Origin of the sequence: uncultured Bradyrhizobium sp. (assembly GCF_936943645.1) — a bacterium.
Classification (GTDB): Bacteria; Pseudomonadota; Alphaproteobacteria; order Rhizobiales; family Xanthobacteraceae; genus Bradyrhizobium.
On sequence record NZ_CAKZJO010000023.1, the window covers coordinates 1 to 17,921 of the forward strand.

General features: G+C 66.1%; 15 protein-coding genes. 1 reads left to right on the plus strand and 14 read right to left on the minus strand.

The features are described from left to right. Positions 1–197: 197 nt before the first annotated feature. The 8 genes from Q0743_RS02840 to Q0743_RS02875 all read right to left on the minus strand — a co-directional run bounded on the left by Q0743_RS02840 (position 198) and on the right by Q0743_RS02875 (position 10,141). Entirely contained in the window at positions 198–1,502 is a 1,305-nt protein-coding gene (locus Q0743_RS02840) for a TRAP transporter large permease subunit (protein WP_298240081.1), read from the minus strand. Positions 1,503–1,533: 31 nt separating this feature from the next. Further along, positions 1,534–2,127 (minus strand): TRAP transporter small permease subunit, encoded by a 594-nt coding sequence (locus Q0743_RS02845; RefSeq protein ID WP_298240082.1) that lies wholly within the window; start codon positions 2,125–2,127, stop codon positions 1,534–1,536. 10 nt (positions 2,128–2,137) lie between these two features. Then, the gene (locus tag Q0743_RS02850; RefSeq protein WP_298240083.1) at positions 2,138–3,139 is read right to left on the minus strand and encodes a TRAP transporter substrate-binding protein; all 1,002 of its coding nucleotides are present in this window, start codon (positions 3,137–3,139) and stop codon (positions 2,138–2,140) included. A 36-nt stretch (positions 3,140–3,175) separates the two neighbouring features. Then, on the minus strand, positions 3,176–4,834 hold the full coding sequence (locus Q0743_RS02855) for a hydantoinase B/oxoprolinase family protein (protein ID WP_298240084.1): 1,659 nt from the start codon (positions 4,832–4,834) through the stop codon (positions 3,176–3,178). A 2-nt stretch (positions 4,835–4,836) separates the two neighbouring features. After that, the gene (locus Q0743_RS02860; RefSeq protein ID WP_298240085.1) at positions 4,837–6,921 is read right to left on the minus strand and encodes a hydantoinase/oxoprolinase family protein; all 2,085 of its coding nucleotides are present in this window, start codon (positions 6,919–6,921) and stop codon (positions 4,837–4,839) included. Between the two features lie 141 nt (positions 6,922–7,062). Beyond that, the gene (locus tag Q0743_RS02865; RefSeq protein WP_298240086.1) at positions 7,063–7,869 is read right to left on the minus strand and encodes an NAD-dependent protein deacetylase; all 807 of its coding nucleotides are present in this window, start codon (positions 7,867–7,869) and stop codon (positions 7,063–7,065) included. A gap of 43 nt (positions 7,870–7,912) precedes the next feature. After that, positions 7,913–8,749: an SDR family oxidoreductase gene (locus Q0743_RS02870; RefSeq protein WP_298240087.1), complete on the minus strand. Its 837-nt coding sequence runs from the start codon at positions 8,747–8,749 to the stop codon at positions 7,913–7,915. 72 nt (positions 8,750–8,821) lie between these two features. Then, the gene (locus tag Q0743_RS02875) at positions 8,822–10,141 is read right to left on the minus strand and encodes a solute carrier family 23 protein (protein WP_298240088.1); all 1,320 of its coding nucleotides are present in this window, start codon (positions 10,139–10,141) and stop codon (positions 8,822–8,824) included. Between the two features lie 134 nt (positions 10,142–10,275). Here Q0743_RS02875 and Q0743_RS02880 point away from each other — a divergent pair, with 134 nt between their 5' ends. Next, positions 10,276–11,610: a dicarboxylate/amino acid:cation symporter gene (locus tag Q0743_RS02880; RefSeq protein ID WP_298240089.1), complete on the plus strand. Its 1,335-nt coding sequence runs from the start codon at positions 10,276–10,278 to the stop codon at positions 11,608–11,610. 186 nt (positions 11,611–11,796) lie between these two features. Here Q0743_RS02880 and Q0743_RS02885 read toward each other — a convergent pair whose 3' ends face one another. From Q0743_RS02885 to Q0743_RS02910, 6 genes are all read right to left on the minus strand, one after another. After that, on the minus strand, positions 11,797–13,407 hold the full coding sequence (locus Q0743_RS02885; protein ID WP_298240090.1) for an ABC-F family ATP-binding cassette domain-containing protein: 1,611 nt from the start codon (positions 13,405–13,407) through the stop codon (positions 11,797–11,799). 167 nt (positions 13,408–13,574) lie between these two features. Then, positions 13,575–13,919, minus strand: a complete 345-nt coding sequence (locus Q0743_RS02890) for a RidA family protein (RefSeq protein ID WP_298240091.1) — start codon at positions 13,917–13,919, stop codon at positions 13,575–13,577. 15 nt (positions 13,920–13,934) lie between these two features. Beyond that, positions 13,935–15,056, minus strand: coding sequence for an FAD-binding oxidoreductase (locus Q0743_RS02895; RefSeq protein WP_298240092.1), 1,122 nt, complete (start codon positions 15,054–15,056; stop codon positions 13,935–13,937). Then, positions 15,053–16,471 carry an FAD-dependent oxidoreductase gene (locus tag Q0743_RS02900; protein ID WP_298240093.1) on the minus strand — a complete coding sequence of 473 codons (1,419 nt, stop codon included), beginning with the start codon at positions 16,469–16,471 and terminating at the stop codon, positions 15,053–15,055. Before Q0743_RS02900 ends, Q0743_RS02895 begins: the two co-directional genes overlap by 4 nt. Next, complete coding sequence (locus tag Q0743_RS02905) at positions 16,468–16,764, minus strand: (2Fe-2S)-binding protein (protein ID WP_298240094.1); 297 nt, start codon at positions 16,762–16,764, stop codon at positions 16,468–16,470. Before Q0743_RS02905 ends, Q0743_RS02900 begins: the two co-directional genes overlap by 4 nt. A 19-nt stretch (positions 16,765–16,783) precedes the next feature. Further along, positions 16,784–17,920, minus strand: coding sequence for an FAD-binding oxidoreductase (locus Q0743_RS02910; protein WP_298240095.1), 1,137 nt, complete (start codon positions 17,918–17,920; stop codon positions 16,784–16,786). Position 17,921 lies beyond the last annotated feature (1 nt).

Genomic DNA, 17,921 nt, shown 5'->3' on the forward strand with positions numbered 1-17,921 from the left:
GCCTGCAGATGAAAACGTCCGCGAAACCCGAAAGCTTCACAAGCTCTCAGGGTGAGGCTAAGCAGCACTCATACGGTAAAATTGCAGTTGTGGATTCCGCCCTCATCCTGAGGGCCCGCCGCAGGCGGGCGTCTCGAAGGATGGCCGCAGACGAGAATCTGCGCCACGCTCTCCCTCAAATGCGATGGCTCGGCAATCTACCCGTACAGCACCCGCGGCAGGATCGTGACGATGCCTGGCCACAGCGTCAGCAGCAGCACGAAGCCGACCATGATCATCAGGTAGGGCATCGTGACGCGCGCGATGTAGCCGAGGCCGTCGTCCGTCAGGCCCTGGATCACGAACAGGTTGAAGCCGACCGGCGGGGTGATCTGCGCCATCTCGACGGCGAGCACCAGGAAGACGCCGAACCAGACCTCGTCGAAGCCGGCGCCCTTCACGATCGGCAGCACGATCGGCAGCGTCATCACGATCATCGAGAAGCCGTCGAGGAAGCAGCCGAGCACGAGATAGAAGACGACCAGCACCACGATCAGCATGAAGGGCGACAGGCCGAGCCCCTTGACGAAGGCCGCGACGGCCTGGGGGATGCCGAGGAAGGCGGCGGCATTGCCGAGGATCGAGGCCCCTAACACGATCAACGCGATCATCGAGCATGTCACGACCGAGCCGATCAGGACGTCGCGGACCACCTGCTGCGACATCGCGCCTTGCGCCCAGGCAACCAAGGCAGCGCCGAGCACGCCGACGGCGGCGGCCTCCGACGGCGTCGCCAGCCCGCCATACATCGAGCCGAGCACGCAGGCGATCAGGAACAGCGCCGGCGCCAGATCCTTCAGCGCCGCGAAGCGTTCACTCCACGGCACCTCGGAGAGTTTCGCTTCCGTCTCCGGCACCATCGCGGGCTTGAGGCTCGTATGCAGCATCACCCAGGCCATGAAGGTGGCGGCAAGCAGGAATCCCGGCAGCACGCCGGCGGTGAAGAGCTTGAGGATGGAGACGTCGCCGAGCACGCCGTAGATGATCATGATGTTGGACGGCGGGATCAGGAAGCCGAGCGTGCCGGCGCCGGCGAGCGAGCCGATCGCGATGTCGCGCGAATAGCCGCGGCGCGTGAGCTCGGTGAGCGACATGCGGCCGATCACCTGCGTGGTCGCCGCCGAGGAGCCCGAGATCGCCGCGAAGATGGTGCAGCCGATCACGTTCACATGCAGGAGCCGGCCCGGCAGCAACCCCGCCCAGGGCGCCAAGCCCTGGAACAGCGAGCGCGACAGGCGGGTGCGAAACAGCAGCTCGCCCATCAGGATGAACAGCGGCAACGCCAGCAGCTCCTGCGTGGTCAGGATGTTCCAGGCGTATTGCGGCAGCAGCTTGTCCAGCGGGATGGAACGAAACATTGCAAGCAGCAGCGTCGCGGTGAGCGCAAGCGTGAGGCCGATCCACACGCCGCAGGCCAGCAGCGCAAACAGGATCGCGAACAGGGCAACGACTTCGATGGTCATGCGATCCTAGATCCAGGTGCGGGCAGGACGGTCATTCGACGGGCGACGCCTTCATGCGGTGATCCTCCAGCGCCAGGCCGAGCACGGCCTGGATCGCGCGCGCCAGGAACTGCAGCGTCAGCAGCAGCATGCCGAAGGTGACGACGGCTTCCGGAAACCACAGCGGCGTGTCGCTGGAGGTCGAGACCTGGCCGCGCGTGTAGGCGGCAAAGGCAAACTTCGCCATGGCTGAGGTCAGGAACGCCATGAAGGCGAAGCCGGCCGCCGCCGAGAGAATCTCGAGCGCGCGCTGCACCGGCACTGGTGCGTTCTTCAGGAGCAGCACGACGCGGATGTGCCCGCCGACGCGCAAGGTCATGGCGGCGCCGAAGGTGAAGGACGCCGCCATCAAATAAGAAGAGTATTCCCACGCGATCGAGATGGTCGGCGGGAAGAACGGCAGGAAGTTCGAGAGGAAGCGGGTGGCGACCTCGCACAGCATCAGCAGCGTCAGCGTGAGCAGACAGCCGCCGCCGATCCAGCCGTCGAGCCGGCCGAGCCGGTCGATGCCGTCAAGCAGGATGCGCAGCGGCGCGGGCGCCGCTGCATTGAGGCTCTGCGGTGCGTCGGACGAAACGCTCGCCACTATCCCGCCCTCAGCCGCGCTTCATTTCGGCGAGATAGGACCGCACCGGCTTGTCCGCGGCCGGCACGCGCTTGAGGAAGGCATCGAGCTGCGGCGCGGTCTTGGCGCGGATTTCCGTCATCATCGCGTCCGAGACCGGCACCACCTCCATGCCGCCCTCCTTGAGGCGGTTCAGGCTGTCGACGTCCGCCTTGAGCGAGTTGGCCCAGAAGCCGGGCTCCATCTTCGCCGCGATATCCGCAACGAGCTTCTGCTGATCGGCGGAGAGCGCCTTCCAGGAATCGAGATTGACGGTGAGCATCTGCGACGACCAGACGTGATTGGTCGGGTAGACGTATTTCAGGAATTCCCAGAACTTGCCGTCGACACCCGACACCGACGACGTCGAGACGCCGGCGACCGCGCCCGAGGCGAGCGCGGGGATCGTCTCGCCCCAGGGGATCATCACCGCCGCCATGCCGATCGCATTCAGCATGTCGACCGCATTCTTGTCGGGCACGCGGATCTTGATGTTCTTCAGACCCTCGACGTCGGCGACCTTCGCCTTGAGGTGCAGATATTGCGTCGGCCACGGCACGATGTAGAGGATCTTCTGGTTGTTGCGCGCGGCGATCTTCTCGTATTCGGGCCGCACATATTTGTGCAGCACCTTGAGCTCGTCCACGGATCCGCACAGGAACGGGATGCTCTCGACGCCCATGAAGGGCTCGTCGCCGACCTGCTGGATGTTGAGGACGTCGGCGAGCGGCACCAGGCCGTCGCGCACGGCGCGCAGATGCTCGGGGCCCTTGAAGCCGAGCTGGCCGCCCGCCTTCACGGTGATCGCGACCGCGCCACCCGTCTGCTTCTTCACTTCCTCGGCGAAGGCCATCGCGTTCTGGGTGTGGAAATTGCCGTCGGGCCACACCGTCGACATGTCCCAGCTCGTCGTCGCCGCCCGTGCGCGGGTGGAGATGTGGCCGGCAGCGAGCAGCGTTGCCGCACCCGCGGTGAAGTTCCTACGTGTGATCATCGAGCCCCTCCGTTTGTTATCACGCGCGCCGACGCATCAGCGCGCGTAGCCGTAAACTGCAACTGCGTTGTCAGCGGACACGAGCCCGCTTTCGATGTCTTCCTTGACCGCCGCGCGATCACGCGTCGAGGGCGCGCCGATGCCGGCGCCGCCCGGCGTCAGCACCACCAGCCGATCATCGGGCGGCACCTGCTGAAAGCCCTTGCCGCGCAGCTTCTTGCCGGACTTCAGGCCGACATAGCCGGCCTCGCCATTCCTGCCGCCGTCGCGGCCGCGCGGCGGATGATCGATGCGATCGAACGCGGCGAGGATATCGAACGGCGCATCGACGCCGCTGCCGACCTCGATGATCTGGCCGAGCCCGCCGCGGGTGCGTCCTGCTCCGCCGGAATCCGGACGCAGCTCCTTGCGCCAGAAGATCAGGGGCGTCTGCGTCTCCGCGATCTCGACCGGCGTGCCGCGCACGCCGCTCGGGTAAGCGGTGGCCGACAGGCCGTCCTTGCCGAAGCGCGCGCCGGTGCCGCCATTGGAGGTCACCGCCATCGAGAACCCGTAATTGCCGCCGACGCCGGAGCGGGTCTGGCCGCGCACGTTGAGATTCCACAGGCACGAGGTGCCTTCGGCCGGGACACGCTCGGGAATGATCTGGCGCAGGCAGCCGAACACGACGTCGGGCAGCATCTGGCCGATGATGTGGCGCGAGGCGACCGGCGCAGGCTTGGGCGCATTGAGGATCGCGCCTGCAGGTGCCGATACCGTGAGAGGCGACAGCGAGCCGGCATTGTTGGGGATCTGCGAGGCGACGACGCAGCCGAGGCCGAACACGGTGTAGGCGGTGGTATAGGACAAGGGCACGTTGATGCCGAACTTCGAGGCGGCCGAGGTGCCGTCGAAATCGACGTGGATGCCTTCGTCTGAGATCGTCAGCGTTGCCGCGAGCGTCACCGGCGCATCATAGCCGTCGACCACCATGGTGTTGCGCCAGCTGCCCTTCGGCAGCTTGGCGATCTCGGCCAGCACCGCCTCGCGCGAGCGGTCGCAGATGTAGTCGCCGAGCTCGTCGAGCGTGTCGATGCCGAACTCGGTCATCATCTCGACCAGGCGCTCGCAGCCGACGTCGTTGCAGCCGGCGAGCGAATAGGTGTCGCCCTCGGTGTCGATCGGCAGCCGCGTGTTGGTGCGGATCATCGCCATCAGCGTCTCGTTGACGACGCCCTGGTCAATCAGCTTCAGCATGGGGATGTAGAGCCCCTCCATGAACACGTCGGTGGCATCGGGCCCGAAGCCGATGCCGCCGATGTCCATGAGGTGGCTGGTGCAGGAGAACAGCGCGACGGCCTTGCCGTCCTTGAAGCAGGGCGTGGTGACAACGAAGTCGTTGAGATGGCCGGTGCCCATCCAGGGATCGTTGGTGATGTAGGCATCGCCCTCCTTCATCGTCTCGATCGGGAAATGGTCGATGAAATGCTTGACCGATTCCGCCATCGAATTGACGTGACCGGGCGTGCCCGTCACCGCCTGCGCCAGCATCCGCCCCTTGAGGTCGAACACGCCGGCCGAGAGGTCGCCGCATTCGCGCACGATCGGGCTGAAGGCGGTGCGGAGCAGCACCTGCGCCTGCTCCTCGACCACGGCGATCAGCCGGTGCCACATGATCTGCAGGTCGATCAGGCTCGCGCCATTCGTCTTGCTCATGATCAGGCTGCCTTCCGTTCCATGACGATGCTGCCGGCACCGTCGATATGCGCGTCGAAACTGGTGGAGACGAAGGTCGAGGTCTCGTCCTCCGCGATCACGGCGGGCCCGGCGATGGTCGCGCCCGGCGCCATGTCCTCGCGACGATAGAGCGGGATCTCGATCACCTCGCCCGCCCTTCCGTCGAAGAATTTGCGGCTGCCGACCGCCTTGGCCGCGGGCTTGCGCGCAACCGCGGCGACAGCAGACGGATGACGCGCCTCCGTCGTCGCAAGCACCGACCAACTCAGCACCTCGATTGCGGCGCCCGGAATCGGGCGCTCGAACATTGCCGCATAGTCCGCCTCGAACTTCTGGCGCAGCCCGGCGAGATCGGCTGACGTGAGCGGCCGGTTCGGCAGCTCGACGCTGATCTCGTGGCCCTGGCCGACATAGCGCATGAAGGCGGCGCGGCGCTCGCGCACCGGCGCGCCGGCGGCGCCGGGCTCGACCAGCGCACGCGCCTCGATCACCATCTCCTGCAGGAGATCAGAGACGGCGGTGGTGTCGAAATCGTCGAGCCGGACGTGACGGCTACGCACCAGCTCATAGGCGATGGGCGCGGCCAGGAAGCCGACCGCCGAGCCGACGCCGGCATTGGACGGCACGATCACGCGGGAGACGCCGATCTTCTCGGCAACGCGCGCCGCGTGCAGCGGCGCCGCGCCGCCGAACGCGATCAGCGTGTGCTGGCCGACCACCGCGCCGCGCTCGACCGCGTGGACGCGCGCCGCGCTCGCCATGTTCTCGCAGACGACCTCGTGAACGGCATAGGCCGCGGTTTCCGCCGACAGGCCGAGCGGTTCGCCGACGCTGCTCAGCAGCGCCTGCTTCGACAACTCCGGATCGAGCTTGATCGTGCCGCCGGCAAACGCGTCGGGATCGATCATGCCGAGCGCGACGTCGGCATCGGTCACCGCGGGGCGCTGGCCGCCACGGCCGTAACAGGCCGGCCCCGGCTCAGACGAAGCGCTCTCCGGGCCCACCGTAACGCGCTTCATCGCGTCGACATGGGCGATCGAGCCGCCGCCGGCGCCGATCTCGACCATCTCGATCACGGGGATGCGCACCGGCAGGCCCGAGCCCTTGAGGAAGCGCGCGGCGCGATCGACCTCGAACACGCGCGAGGTCTCGGGCTGGTACTTCTCGATCAGGCAGATCTTTGCGGTGGTGCCGCCCATGTCGAAGGACAGCACCTTGCTTTCACCGAGCCTTGCCGCGATCTGCGCCGCGAAGATGGCGCCGCCGGCAGGGCCGGATTCGACGAGGCGCACCGGAAAGCGCCGCGCCGTCTCGATCGAGGTGACGCCGCCGCCCGAGGTGACGAGATAGATGGCGCCGCGGAACTGCTCGACCTGCAAGGCATCGGCCATGCGGGCGAGATAACCGTCGATCAGGGGTTGCACATAGGCGTTCGCGACCGCAGTCGATGTGCGTTCATACTCGCGAATTTCGGGACAGACGGCAGAGGACACCGTCACGGAGATGCCGGGCATCTCCTCGGCCAGGATCGCGGCCGCGCGCCGCTCGTGCTCGGGATTGGCGTAGGAGTGCAGGAAGGCGATGGCGACGCTCTCGACGCCCAGCTCGCGCAATTTTGGCGCGAGTGCGCGCACGGAGGCTTCATCGAGCGCGAGGCGGACGGCGCCGTGCGCGTCGATGCGCTCGGGCACGGTGAAACGCAGGGAGCGCGGCGCCAGCGGCCTCGGCTTGTCGATGCCGAGATCATACTGGTCGTAGCGGCTCTCGGTGCCGATATCGAGCACGTCGCGAAAGCCTTCGGTGGCGATCAGGGCCGTCTTGGCGCCGCGGCGCTCGATGATCGCGTTGGTCGCGAGCGTGGTGCCGTGAATGAAGACGTCGATGTCGCTGATATGAGCACGCGCGTCAGTGAGGATGAGGCGCATGCCGTCCAGCACGGCCTGTTCGGGACGCTGCGGCGTGGTCAGCACCTTGCGCGTCTTGCGATCCTGCCCCACGTCCAGCACGATGTCGGTGAACGTGCCACCGATATCAACGGCAAGCCGCACCTCGGCTCCCTCAAGCATTCCAAATTCTCCGCGCTGATCGTCAAGACTGAGGTCGAAAGCGCAGCAATTTCCATGCCATGGACGGCAAGGACGACGCCGCGCCCGGCCATTCTGCTTGGCACCTATGCAATAGGCAAGGCGTGTTCGCGGCCTGCGCGATCAGAGCAGGAATGCAAGCGCCGCTTCGCAGCGCTCCTCGACCTTCAGCGCCAGGAGATCGTCGGCGCGGGTGCGGCCGAGATTGACCGCGGCAATCGGAATATTGCGCTGCGCTGCAGCCTGCACGAAGCGAAATCCGGAATAGACCATCAGCGACGAGCCGACGACCAGCATGGCGTCGGCCTGCGCCAGATGATCCCGCGCCGTGGCGACGATCTCGCGCGGCACGTTCTCGCCGAAGAACACCACGTCAGGCTTGAGAATGCCGCCGCAGGCCTCGCAAGCCGGCACCTGAAAGGACGAAAAATCCTCGTGCTCCAGATCGGCGTCGCCGTCGGGTGCATCAGCGGCATCGAGCGTCAGCCATTTCGCGTTGGCGTGGCCGAGCGCGTGCTGAAATTCTTCGCGCGGCGTCTTCGCTTCGCAGCCCATGCAGCGGACGAGATCGAGCCGGCCGTGCAGGTCGATCACCTCGCGGTGGCCGGCGCTCTGATGCAGCCGGTCGACGTTCTGGGTCAGCAGCATCCCGCAGCGCCCGTTCGCCTCCAGACGTGCGAGCGCATGATGCGCATCGTTCGGGCGGGCCTGGCCGAACCGCCGCCAGCCGATCAGGCTGCGCGCCCAATAGCGCTGGCGCGTGGGCTCGTCCGATATGAAGGCCTGGAAGTTGACCGGCTGGGTCCGCTTCCAGTTGCCTTGACTGTCGCGATAATCGGGAATGCCGGAGTTGGTGCTGCAGCCGGCGCCGGTCAGCACGAACAGCTTTTCGTGCCGGTCGACGAAGTCCTGGAGGAGGGAGCTTGCCATGACGCAGATGTAGTCCGCGACGGCCGGTTTTGCCAGATCACCCTCAGCTCGCCCAGTTCTCGCGAAACTCCGGAAACAGCGTCAGGCCTCCGCAGGCGTAGAGGGTCTGTCCGGTGATGTAGCTGGCATCGTCCGAGGCGAGGAAGGCGAAGACGGCGGCGATCTCCTCCGGCGTGCCGACACGGCCGAGCGGAATATGACTGGTGACTTCGCCGCGCTTCTTGGGATCATCCCGCCAGGCATCGTTGATCGGCGTGTCGATCGCGCCCGGTCCGACGGCGTTGACGCGGATGCCCCGGCCGGCGAACTCCAGCGCCAGCGTGCGCGTCAGGTTGGCCATGCCGCCCTTGCTGATGGAATAAGCGAGATAGCCGGGTTTCGGGATGATCTGGTGCACGCTGGAGCAGTTGATGATGCTGCCGCCTCCCCCGCGCGCCACGAAATGCGCGAGCGCCTTCTGTGCACAGAGCACGGCGCCGTTGAGATTGACGTCGATGATGCGACGATAGGTTTCGACGTCGAGCGCCTCGCTCGGCGATTCCTGCTGGAAGCCGGCGTTGTTGACGAGGCAGTCGAGACGTTTCCAGCGCGACAGGATCGCCTCGAACATCGCGGCGATGTCCTGCTCGTTGGCGACATTGGCCTTGACGATGCAATGATCGCCCTCGCCGTGGCCGCGATCGCGCGAAGCTGCCCGCGCGAGCGCGAGCGTCTCCGCCGCCCGATCCTCGTGCTCGAAATAATTGATGGCGACGGTCGCACCTTCCTGGGCGAGCCGGATGGCGACGGCGCGGCCGATGCCTTGGGAGGCGCCGGTCACCAGCGCGTATTGGCCGACGAGGCGCGAGGGGAACGAAGTCGAGCGATCGGGGTGCGGCATGATTTATCTCCGGGTGCCTCATCATCGACGAGAGGCGCTCTTTGTTCCATCACTTCGGCGCCTTGCCAGGATTTAATCCGCGCGGCGCGCGAGCGGCGAGGTCAGGATCTGGTAGAGAATGATCGCGCCAAAGGTTGCGGTGCCGATGCCACCGACCGTGAACGCACCGAACTTGAGCGTGAGATCGCCGGCACCTGCGGTGAGCGCCACGGCAACGGTGATCAGGTTCGCAGGGCTTGCAAAGTCGACCTTATTCTCGACCCAGATCCGGCCCGCCATCGCCGCGATCAGTCCGAACAACACGATCGAGAGGCCGCCGATGACGGGCCCGGGGATCGACAGGATCAGCGCGCCGAACTTCGGCGAGAAGCCGAGCAGGATCGACACGATGGCGGCGAAGGCAAACAGCAATGTCGAATAGACCTTGGTCGCGGCCATCACGCCGATGTTCTCGGCATAGGTGGTGACGCCGGTGCCGCCGCCGGAGGCTGCGACGATGGTCGCCAGGCTGTCGGCGAACAGCGCGCGGCCGAGATAGGCGTCGAGACTCCGGCCCGTCATGGCACCGACGGCCTTGATGTGACCGAGGTTCTCGGCGACGAGGATGATCGCAACCGGCGCAATCAGGAAGATCGCATCAGCCTGGAACGTCGGCGCAGTGAAGTTCGGCAAGCCGATCCACGGCGCAGCCGCCAATGCTGCGAAGTCGATCGGCTTGCCGAAGCCGAGGCCGTTCGCAAACAGCAGGTACAAGAGATATCCACCGATGGCGCCGAGGATGATCGGCAGCCGGCGCCACAGGCCGCGAGCTGCAACCGCGACCACGCCGATCATCAGCACGGTGGCAAGCCCGATCCCCGTGTCGAACGTGTTGGCGCTCACCGCCTTGACCGCCACCGGCGCAAGGTTGAGGCCGATCGCAGCGACCACAGCGCCGGTGACGGCCGGCGGCAGCAGCCGCTCGACCCAGCCGACCCCGGACCACATCACGACCAGCGCAATCACCCCGTAGAGCACGCCGGCTCCCACGATGCCGCCGAGTGCCACCGAAATATTGGGATTGGCTCCCTGCCCCGCATAGCCGGTAGCGGCGATGACCACGGCGATGAACGCGAAGCTCGACCCGAGATAGCTCGGCACGCGCCCGGCGACGATGACGAAGAAGATCAACGTGCCGACGCCGGAGAACAGGACCGCCACATTGGGATCGAACCCCATCAGCAACGGTGCGATGATCGTCGAGCCGGACATCGCGACGCAATGCTGAAGACCGGAGACGACGGTCTGGCCCCAGGACAGCCGTTCCTCAGGCATGATCACCCCCGAGGTCTTCAGCGTCCAACGCGGAAAATAGCTCTGTGCTTGCTCGTCCGAGCCGGTTGCTGTCGACATGTTCCCCCCAGTTGCGGTGCAGCGATCGATTGTCGTGCGATCCGACAAAAATGTGATTGTCGCTTCTGCGGTGACCATCACATGATGCAAAGATTCAAATCTTTGCAAGATCAATGCGTTCCAGGGCCCACACTATGACACAAGTTGCGATCCAGCCAGCCGTCCATCGCCGGTACCAGCCCTGGTACAAGATCCTCTATGTGCAGGTCCTGATCGCCATCGCGCTCGGCGTGCTGATTGGCTACTTCTATCCCGATCTCGGCAAGTCACTGAAGCCGCTCGGCGACGGCTTCATCGCGCTGATCAAGATGATGATCGCGCCGGTCATCTTCTGCACCGTGGTGCACGGCATCTCCTCGATGGGCGACCTCAAGCGCGTCGGCCGGGTCGGGCTGAAGTCGCTGATCTATTTCGAGACGATCTCGACCGTTGCACTCGCGGTGGGCCTGCTGGTCGGCGAAATCCTCCAGCCCGGCCACGGCTTCAACATCGATCCCGCCACGATCGATCCGAAATCGGTGGCAACATACGTCACCAAGGCCAAGGAAGAGGGCATCGTCGCCCATCTGATGGCGATCATCCCCGACAGCTATCTGGGCGCGATCGCGCGCGGCGACCTGTTGCAGGTGCTGCTGATCTCGATCCTGTCGGGCTTTGCCATCGCCTTCCTCGGCAAGGCCGGCGAGCCGATCGCGGATGCGATCGACAAGGCGGCGAAGATGTTCTTCGGCATCATCCGCATCATCGTGCGCGTCGCCCCGATCGGCGCCTTCGGCGCGATGGCGTTCACGGTCGGCGCTTACGGCCTCGGCTCGCTGCTCAACCTTGCCGCCCTGATCGGCACGTTCTACCTCACCAGCATCCTGTTCGTGGTGATCGTGCTGGGCGCGATCGCGCGGCTCGCCGGCTTCTCGATCCTGCGCTTCATCGCCTACATCAAGGACGAGCTCCTGATCGTTCTCGGCACCTCGTCGTCGGAGACGGTGCTGCCGCAGATGATCCAGAAGATGGAGCATCTCGGTGCCTCGCGCTCGGTGGTCGGCCTCGTCATTCCGACCGGCTACAGCTTCAACCTCGACGGCACCAACATCTACATGACGCTGGCGACGCTGTTCCTGGCGCAGGCGACCAACACCCATCTCACGATCTGGCAGGAGCTCGGCATTCTCGGCATCGCCATGATCACGTCCAAAGGTGCTTCCGGCGTCACCGGCGCGGGCTTCATCACGCTCGCGGCGACGCTCTCGATCGTGCCCGACATCCCGATCCAGTCGATCGCGATCCTGGTCGGCATCGACAAATTCATGAGCGAATGCCGCGCGTTGACCAACCTGATCGGCAACGGTGTTGCCTGTGTCGTCATCAGCATCTCCGAAGGCGAGCTCGACCGCGAGGCGCTGCACGAGACCATGGCGCATCCGCTGGAGATCGGCGAAGCACTGGAACCGGGTGGAAGCGTAGCCTCGTAGGCCCGTTCACCGACGACGCGGCCCGGTTCCAACGCGGTAGTTTCCCGGAGTAGAAAAGTGATGCGGCACGCGTCACAACAAACGCGTTGGGATCACGGATTGATACTCATTTTTTCCACCCGACGCGCTGGGGGCAGGGCGTCGGGTTTTTGAAAATCACTGCCACATCCAAATCGCCAGGCGGGATCAGACGGTCCCGCCATCGTGCAGCGCCTCGGCGGCAAGATCGATCCGCCGCGTCATCCCGATCGCTTCCAGGAACGCTTCATCGTGGCTGACGACGAGCAGCGCGCCGTCATAGGCCCGCAGGCCTGCTTCGACCGCTTCGATGGACTCGATGTCGAGATGATTGGTCGGCTCGTCCAGGATCAGCAGCGAGGGCGGCGCTGAACTGCCCAGCACACAGGCCAGTCCTGCGCGAAACATCTGCCCGCCGCTCAGGCTGCCGACGATCTGCAAGGCAGCGTCGGCGCGAAACATGAACCGCGCGAGCGCGGCATGACATTCATTCGCTCCCGCCATCGGATTAAGGCGCTGGAAGTTCCCGAGGATCGAGATTCCGGGATCGAGCAAGCTGACTTTCTGATCGAACAGCGCGAAGTCAGGCCGGACCCGCATGATGCCGGCGAGCGGCCGCATCTCGCCCGCGATCAGCTTCAGCAGCGTGGTCTTGCCCGAGCCGTTCGGCCCCACCAGTGCGACCCGCTCGGGGCCGACGATCGAGAACGACAGATCGCGCAAGACCGGCCGCTCCTGTTGATAGCCGGCGCAGACACCGTCGAGCGAGACCACCTCCCGCCCCGCCGGCAGGTCCGTCGCGGGCAGCTTCACAGACAGCGGCTGCAGGATTTCGACGCGCCGGCGCGCGGCATCGACGGCCTCGAGCGCTTCCGCCCGCCGCCGTTCGGCGATCTGCGTGGTCTTGCCGCCGGTATCCTCGCTGCGATCCTTGCGCGCGCCGGCGAGAATGCGCGGCATGTCGCCCTTGGCTCGCTTCTTCCGCCCGCCGCTGTCCCTGCGCGCTTTTTTCTCCGCGGCCTCCTGCGCCTTCCCGTCGATCTCCGACAGACGCTTCTCGGCATGCGCGAGATCGTGCCTGACAGCCGCGAGCGCGACGGCCTTCTGCGCACGAAAGCTGGTCCAATTGCCGCCGTATCGCGTTGCGCCGAGCGAGGTCAGCTCGACGATCGCATCCATGGTTTCGAGCAGGTCCCGGTCGTGGCTGACCACGATCGCGCCGCCGCGCCACGCCCCCAGCAAATCGGTGACGGCATTGCGCCCGTCCCGATCGAGATTGTTGGTGGGCTCGTCCAGCAGCAGGAAGTCGGGCTGGGCGAAGATCAGCGCAGCGAGCCGAACCCGTGTGATCTGGCCGCCGGACAAGCACGACAGTTCCGTGTCGGGAGACGGATCGAACCCCAGGCGTGCCAATGCGGCTTCAAGCCGAGCTTCCAGTGTCCAGTCGACCTCAGCGAGGTCGTCGACCGAAGCATCGCCGCGCTCGGCCCGGTGCAGCAACTCCAGCGCCGGCCGTACGCCGAACAGGTCGGCCACGCTCGCCTCTGCAGGCAATTGCACGTCCTGGCGCAGCAGTCCGACGCTGCCTTTGACGAGAACGCGGCCGGAGTGTGGACGATGGTCGCCCGAGATCGAGGCAAGCAGCGTGCTCTTCCCGACGCCGTTGCGGCCGACGAGACCGGTCCGCTCGGCCGCGAATGTCAGATCGACGTTGGAGACAAGAGGACGGCCGTCAGGCGTGGACAGCGACAGGTTCGACAGGATGATTGAAGCAGGCATGGAATTCCCCGTGAGCAAGGCGGATGGGCTTTGCGATCGGGTTGAAATCCATGGCTGCGAAGTTCCTGATTGAGGAGCTCTCTAGGTAGCCCCATCAGGGGGCGAGATCAAGGCGCGGAGACGGCAGCGCAAGCGTTGCTGCCGCCCTTCATGGCCGCGCGGCGCGATCAGCCCTTGAGCGCGGTGACCACCACCTCGATCAGCGCGCCGCCGAGATCGGCGACGCCGACGGTGGCGCGGGTCGGCAGATTGTCGCCGAAGAACTCGGTCCAGACCGGATCCATCTCGTTCTTCTTGGAGAGGTCGGTCACGAAGATCGAGGCACTGACGACGCGCGACTTGTCGGTGCCGGCCTCCTTCAGATAGCCGGCGATCTTGCCGAGGATATTGCGGGTCTGCTCGCCCATCGAGCCCTTGATGTCGTCGGCGATGGTGCCGCCGATGAAGACGAAGCCGTTGGCCTCGACCGCGCGGTGCTGGATGGGCGTGCGGATTTTGCGGGTGATGCTCATGAGTTCCTCTTGTGGTTAGAGCGTGGAGGGATGGAAGCGATCGATACCGAGATCGCCGATTCGGGTCTGCGTGCCGCCGTTGACGATCAGCTCCGCCATCACGGCGCCGGCGCCGGGGCCGAGCTGGAAACCGTGCAGCGAGAAGCCGAACTGGTGGTAGAGCCCCCTGTGGCGGCTGCTCGGGCCGAACACGGGAATGTCGTCCTTCATCTTCGCCTCGATGCCGGCCCAGGCGCGCACGATGGTGGCGCTGCGCATCACCGGAAACAGCTCGAACACGGTCTGCGCACTGGTCGCAAGGCTCTTCCAGTCCAGCACCGTTTCGTTGCGGTCCTGGTAGGGCGTGGCCAGATGGCCGCCGCCGATCAGCACGGTGCCGTTCTTGAACTGCTTGAAGGACAGCTTTCGGCCGCGCAGGATCACGACGGGATCGATGAAGTGCGGCACGCGCGAGGTGATCATCAGCATCGGCGCCACGGTCTCGACCGGCACGGGCTCGCCGAGATCGGCTGCGATCCTGCCGGCCCAGGCGCCGGCGGCGTTGACCAGCACGGGTGCAGCAAAGCTCTCCGTGCCGACATCGACGGACCAGAGGCCGTCGCTATAGCGGATGTTCGTGGCGGCCACGCCTTCGCGCACGGTGGCACCTAACTGCTGGGCCTTGCGCCGGAACGCGGTCGTGGTCTGCGCGGGATTGGCCGCGCCGTCGCGGCGAGAGACCACGCCGCCGGGACAGGTCTCGGCGACAGCGGGCACGAGGCGCCGCAACTCCGCCGCGTCGATCAATTCCTCATGGATGAAGCCGAGCGCATTGAGCTCCGCGACACGCGCGCGGCAGACCGCGAGCTCCTCCTCGTTCTCTGCGACCAGGACCTGGCCGTAGCTTTCAAAGCTGCAATCGTCGTCGAGAAGATCGTTGATCCTCTCCCAGATCCCCATCGAGCGGATCGAGAGCGGGATCTCGGGGATGTGCCGGGCGAGCTGGCGCACGCCGCCGGCATTGACGCCCGAAGCGTGGCGGCCGGCATAGTCCTTCTCGATCAGCACCGGCCTCAGGCCGGCGAGGCACAGATGCAGCGTGGTCGAGCATCCGTGGATGCCGCCGCCAATGACGATCGCATCCACGTTTGTTGTCATCCGCGCACCACCGCCTTGACGTCGGCCTCGCTCTTCGGCACGGCGGCGAGCTCGGCAAGGGTGATCGGCTTCACCGGCGCGCGCAGCCGGTAGTAGCCGATCTCCTGCGGGGTCTTGCCGCGCGCCTGTGCCATCAGCTCGGTGACGGTGAGGCCGCAAAGTCGGCCCTGGCACGGGCCCATGCCGGTGCGCCGATAAGCCTTGAGCTGGTTCGGCCCGGTCGCGCCGATCGCGACGGAATCGAGCACGTCCTTGGCGGTGACCTCCTCGCAGCGGCAGACGATGGTATCGCCGGAGGGGATGCGAAACTGCGGCGCCGGGCGGAACAGCGTGTCGAGGAAGACGCGGCCGCGCTCGGCCTTGGCGAGATCGGAACGGAGCGTGGCCATCGCGGGAAGTCTTACGGCAGACGCGGGCGCCAGCGCCTCCACCGCCGCACGCGCGGCGATCCGGCCGCGCACCACGGCGGCATTCGCGCCGCCGATGCCGGCGCCGTCACCGGCGATCGCAATGCCTGATACCGACGAATTGCCGCTCGCATCGAGCACAGGCGACCAGCACAATTGCAGATCGTCCCAGCGATGCTCGACACCGGCGGACATCGCCAGATTGACGTTGGGCACGACACCCTGATGCAGCAGCAACAGATCCGCCGGAATGGTCTCACGCTTGCCGCCGGCGACATAGGTCACGCTGGCGAGCTGGCCGTCGCCGGCGGCAGCAAGCTCGGTGACGCCGGAGACGACCTGCACCTTGGCCTTGACCTCGCGCATCATCGCCAGGCCCTTGGCGAAATAGGGCGAGGTCAGGAAGGCGAAGGCGTGCGGCAGCGCGGCGAAATAATTGCCGCGCTCGGTGGTGTCGAGGATGCGGTCGATGCGGCCGCCGAGGCGCAGGATCTGCGCGGCGAGCAGCCAGAGCAGCGGCCCCTGCCCCGCGATCACCGTGCGACCGTCTGGCACCAGGGCCGAGGATTTCAGCATGGTCTGCGCGGCGCCCGCGGTCATCACGCCCGGCAGCGTCCAGCCGGGAATCGGGAACGGCCGCTCCAGCGCGCCGGTCGCGAGGATCACGCGCTTGGCCTTGACGAAGGCCGAGGCGCCGCCGATCGAGACGGCGATATCGAGATTGCGGTCGAGGCTCCAGACCGTGGCGCGATGGATCACCTCGGCATTGCCGGCGCGCAGCGCCTGCACGAGATCGGCGCCGACCCAATAATCCGCGCCGAGCTGATCGCGATCGGTCACCGGGGTCGAGGAGATCGCGCGAAACACCTGGCCGCCGGGGCCGATGTTCTCGTCGAGCATCAGCGTCGTCAGACCTGCGCTGGCAGATGTCGCCGCAGCGGCAAGGCCAGCCGGCCCGGCGCCGATCACCACGACGTCGTAGTCTTCGCGCTTGGGAGCCACGCTCATCGTCCGATCTCCCGCTTGCCCTTCTGGATTTCGATCTGCATGCCCTCGGCGACCGGCACGAGGCAGCCCTGGCGATTGCCGACACCGTCAATGGTGACGAGGCAGTCGAAGCACACGCCCATCATGCAGTAAGGCAGACGCGGCGCACCGCTCACCGCGGTCCCGCGCCGCGCGTCGACGCCGGAGGCCAGCAGCGCGGCGGAAACGGTGTCGCCCTGACGCGCCGCGACGGCGACGCCATCGACGAAGATCTGCACCTGTGGCCGCTTGTCCTGTTCGGATCGTCTAAACATCCTGGCTTCCTCAAAATCCCTAATAGCCGCTGTTGTTCGCCGCGCCGGCGCCGCCGAAGCGGCTGGCGGAGAACGCGCCGACAAGCGCGGGCTCGAGCGCGCCCTGCGCCACCATGCGCGCGATATCGAAGGCGTGGTTGGAAGCAAGCGTCACGCCGGAATGGCAGCAGGCGACGAAGGCGCCGGGATGCGTCTCCGACTGGTCGTAAATCGGAAAGCCGTCCTGCGGCATGACGCGGATGCCGGCCCAGCTCCTGACCACGTTGAGCCGCGACAGATGCGGAAACATGCGCTGCGCGCGATCGGTCATGACCGCGCTGATCGAATGCTTCAGCGTGCGATCGTCGAGCTCGTCCTCCTTGCTGTCGCCGATCATCACCGTGCCCTCGTCGGTCTGGCGGATCGTGGTCAGCGGATGCGGCAGGAACGGCATGGTGCGCTCGGTCACCACGATCTGGCCGCGGGTCGGACCCATTGGCGCGAAGAGGCCGACCATCGGCGCCAGCGTCTGGTTGGCGTTGCCGGCGGCCAGAACGATCTTGGCGGCGCGCAGCTCACCCTTCGGCGTGGTCAGGCGGAATTCGCCGCCGCTCCTGCTGATCGCCGAGACCGGGCGCTCCGGGAAATAGTCGATGCCGAATGCCTTGAAGCCGGTGTGGAAGGCGCGGAACGTGCGTAGCGAATTGACATGGCCGTCGAGCGGGCAATAGCTGCCGCCGGAAACCTCGGGCCCGATCAACGGCAGCGACTTCTTCACCTCGGCGGCAGACATCATCTCCATCTTGTAGTCGGCTGCGCCGACCTGGTTGTGCATGCGCTTGACCAGCTCGGTACGCTGGCCGAATTCGTCCTCGCCGAGCGTGAGATGGAAGCCGCCATTCTGCTGGAGCGAAACGTCGAGCCCCGTCTGCTGCTTCAGCTCGGACGCAAGCCGGCCCCACGCCTGCGACGCCTGCACGGTCCACACCGTATAAGCGGGCATGCCGAGGCCCTTGCTCTGCACCCACACCAACGCAAAATTCGCACGCGAGGCGCGCTTGGTAATGTCGCCTTCGTCGAGCACGGCAACCTTCTTGCCGAGCCGGCCGAGGCCCCAGGCAATGGCGGAGCCGAGCAGCCCGCCGCCGACGACGGCGACGTCGTAGTCTCCTGACATG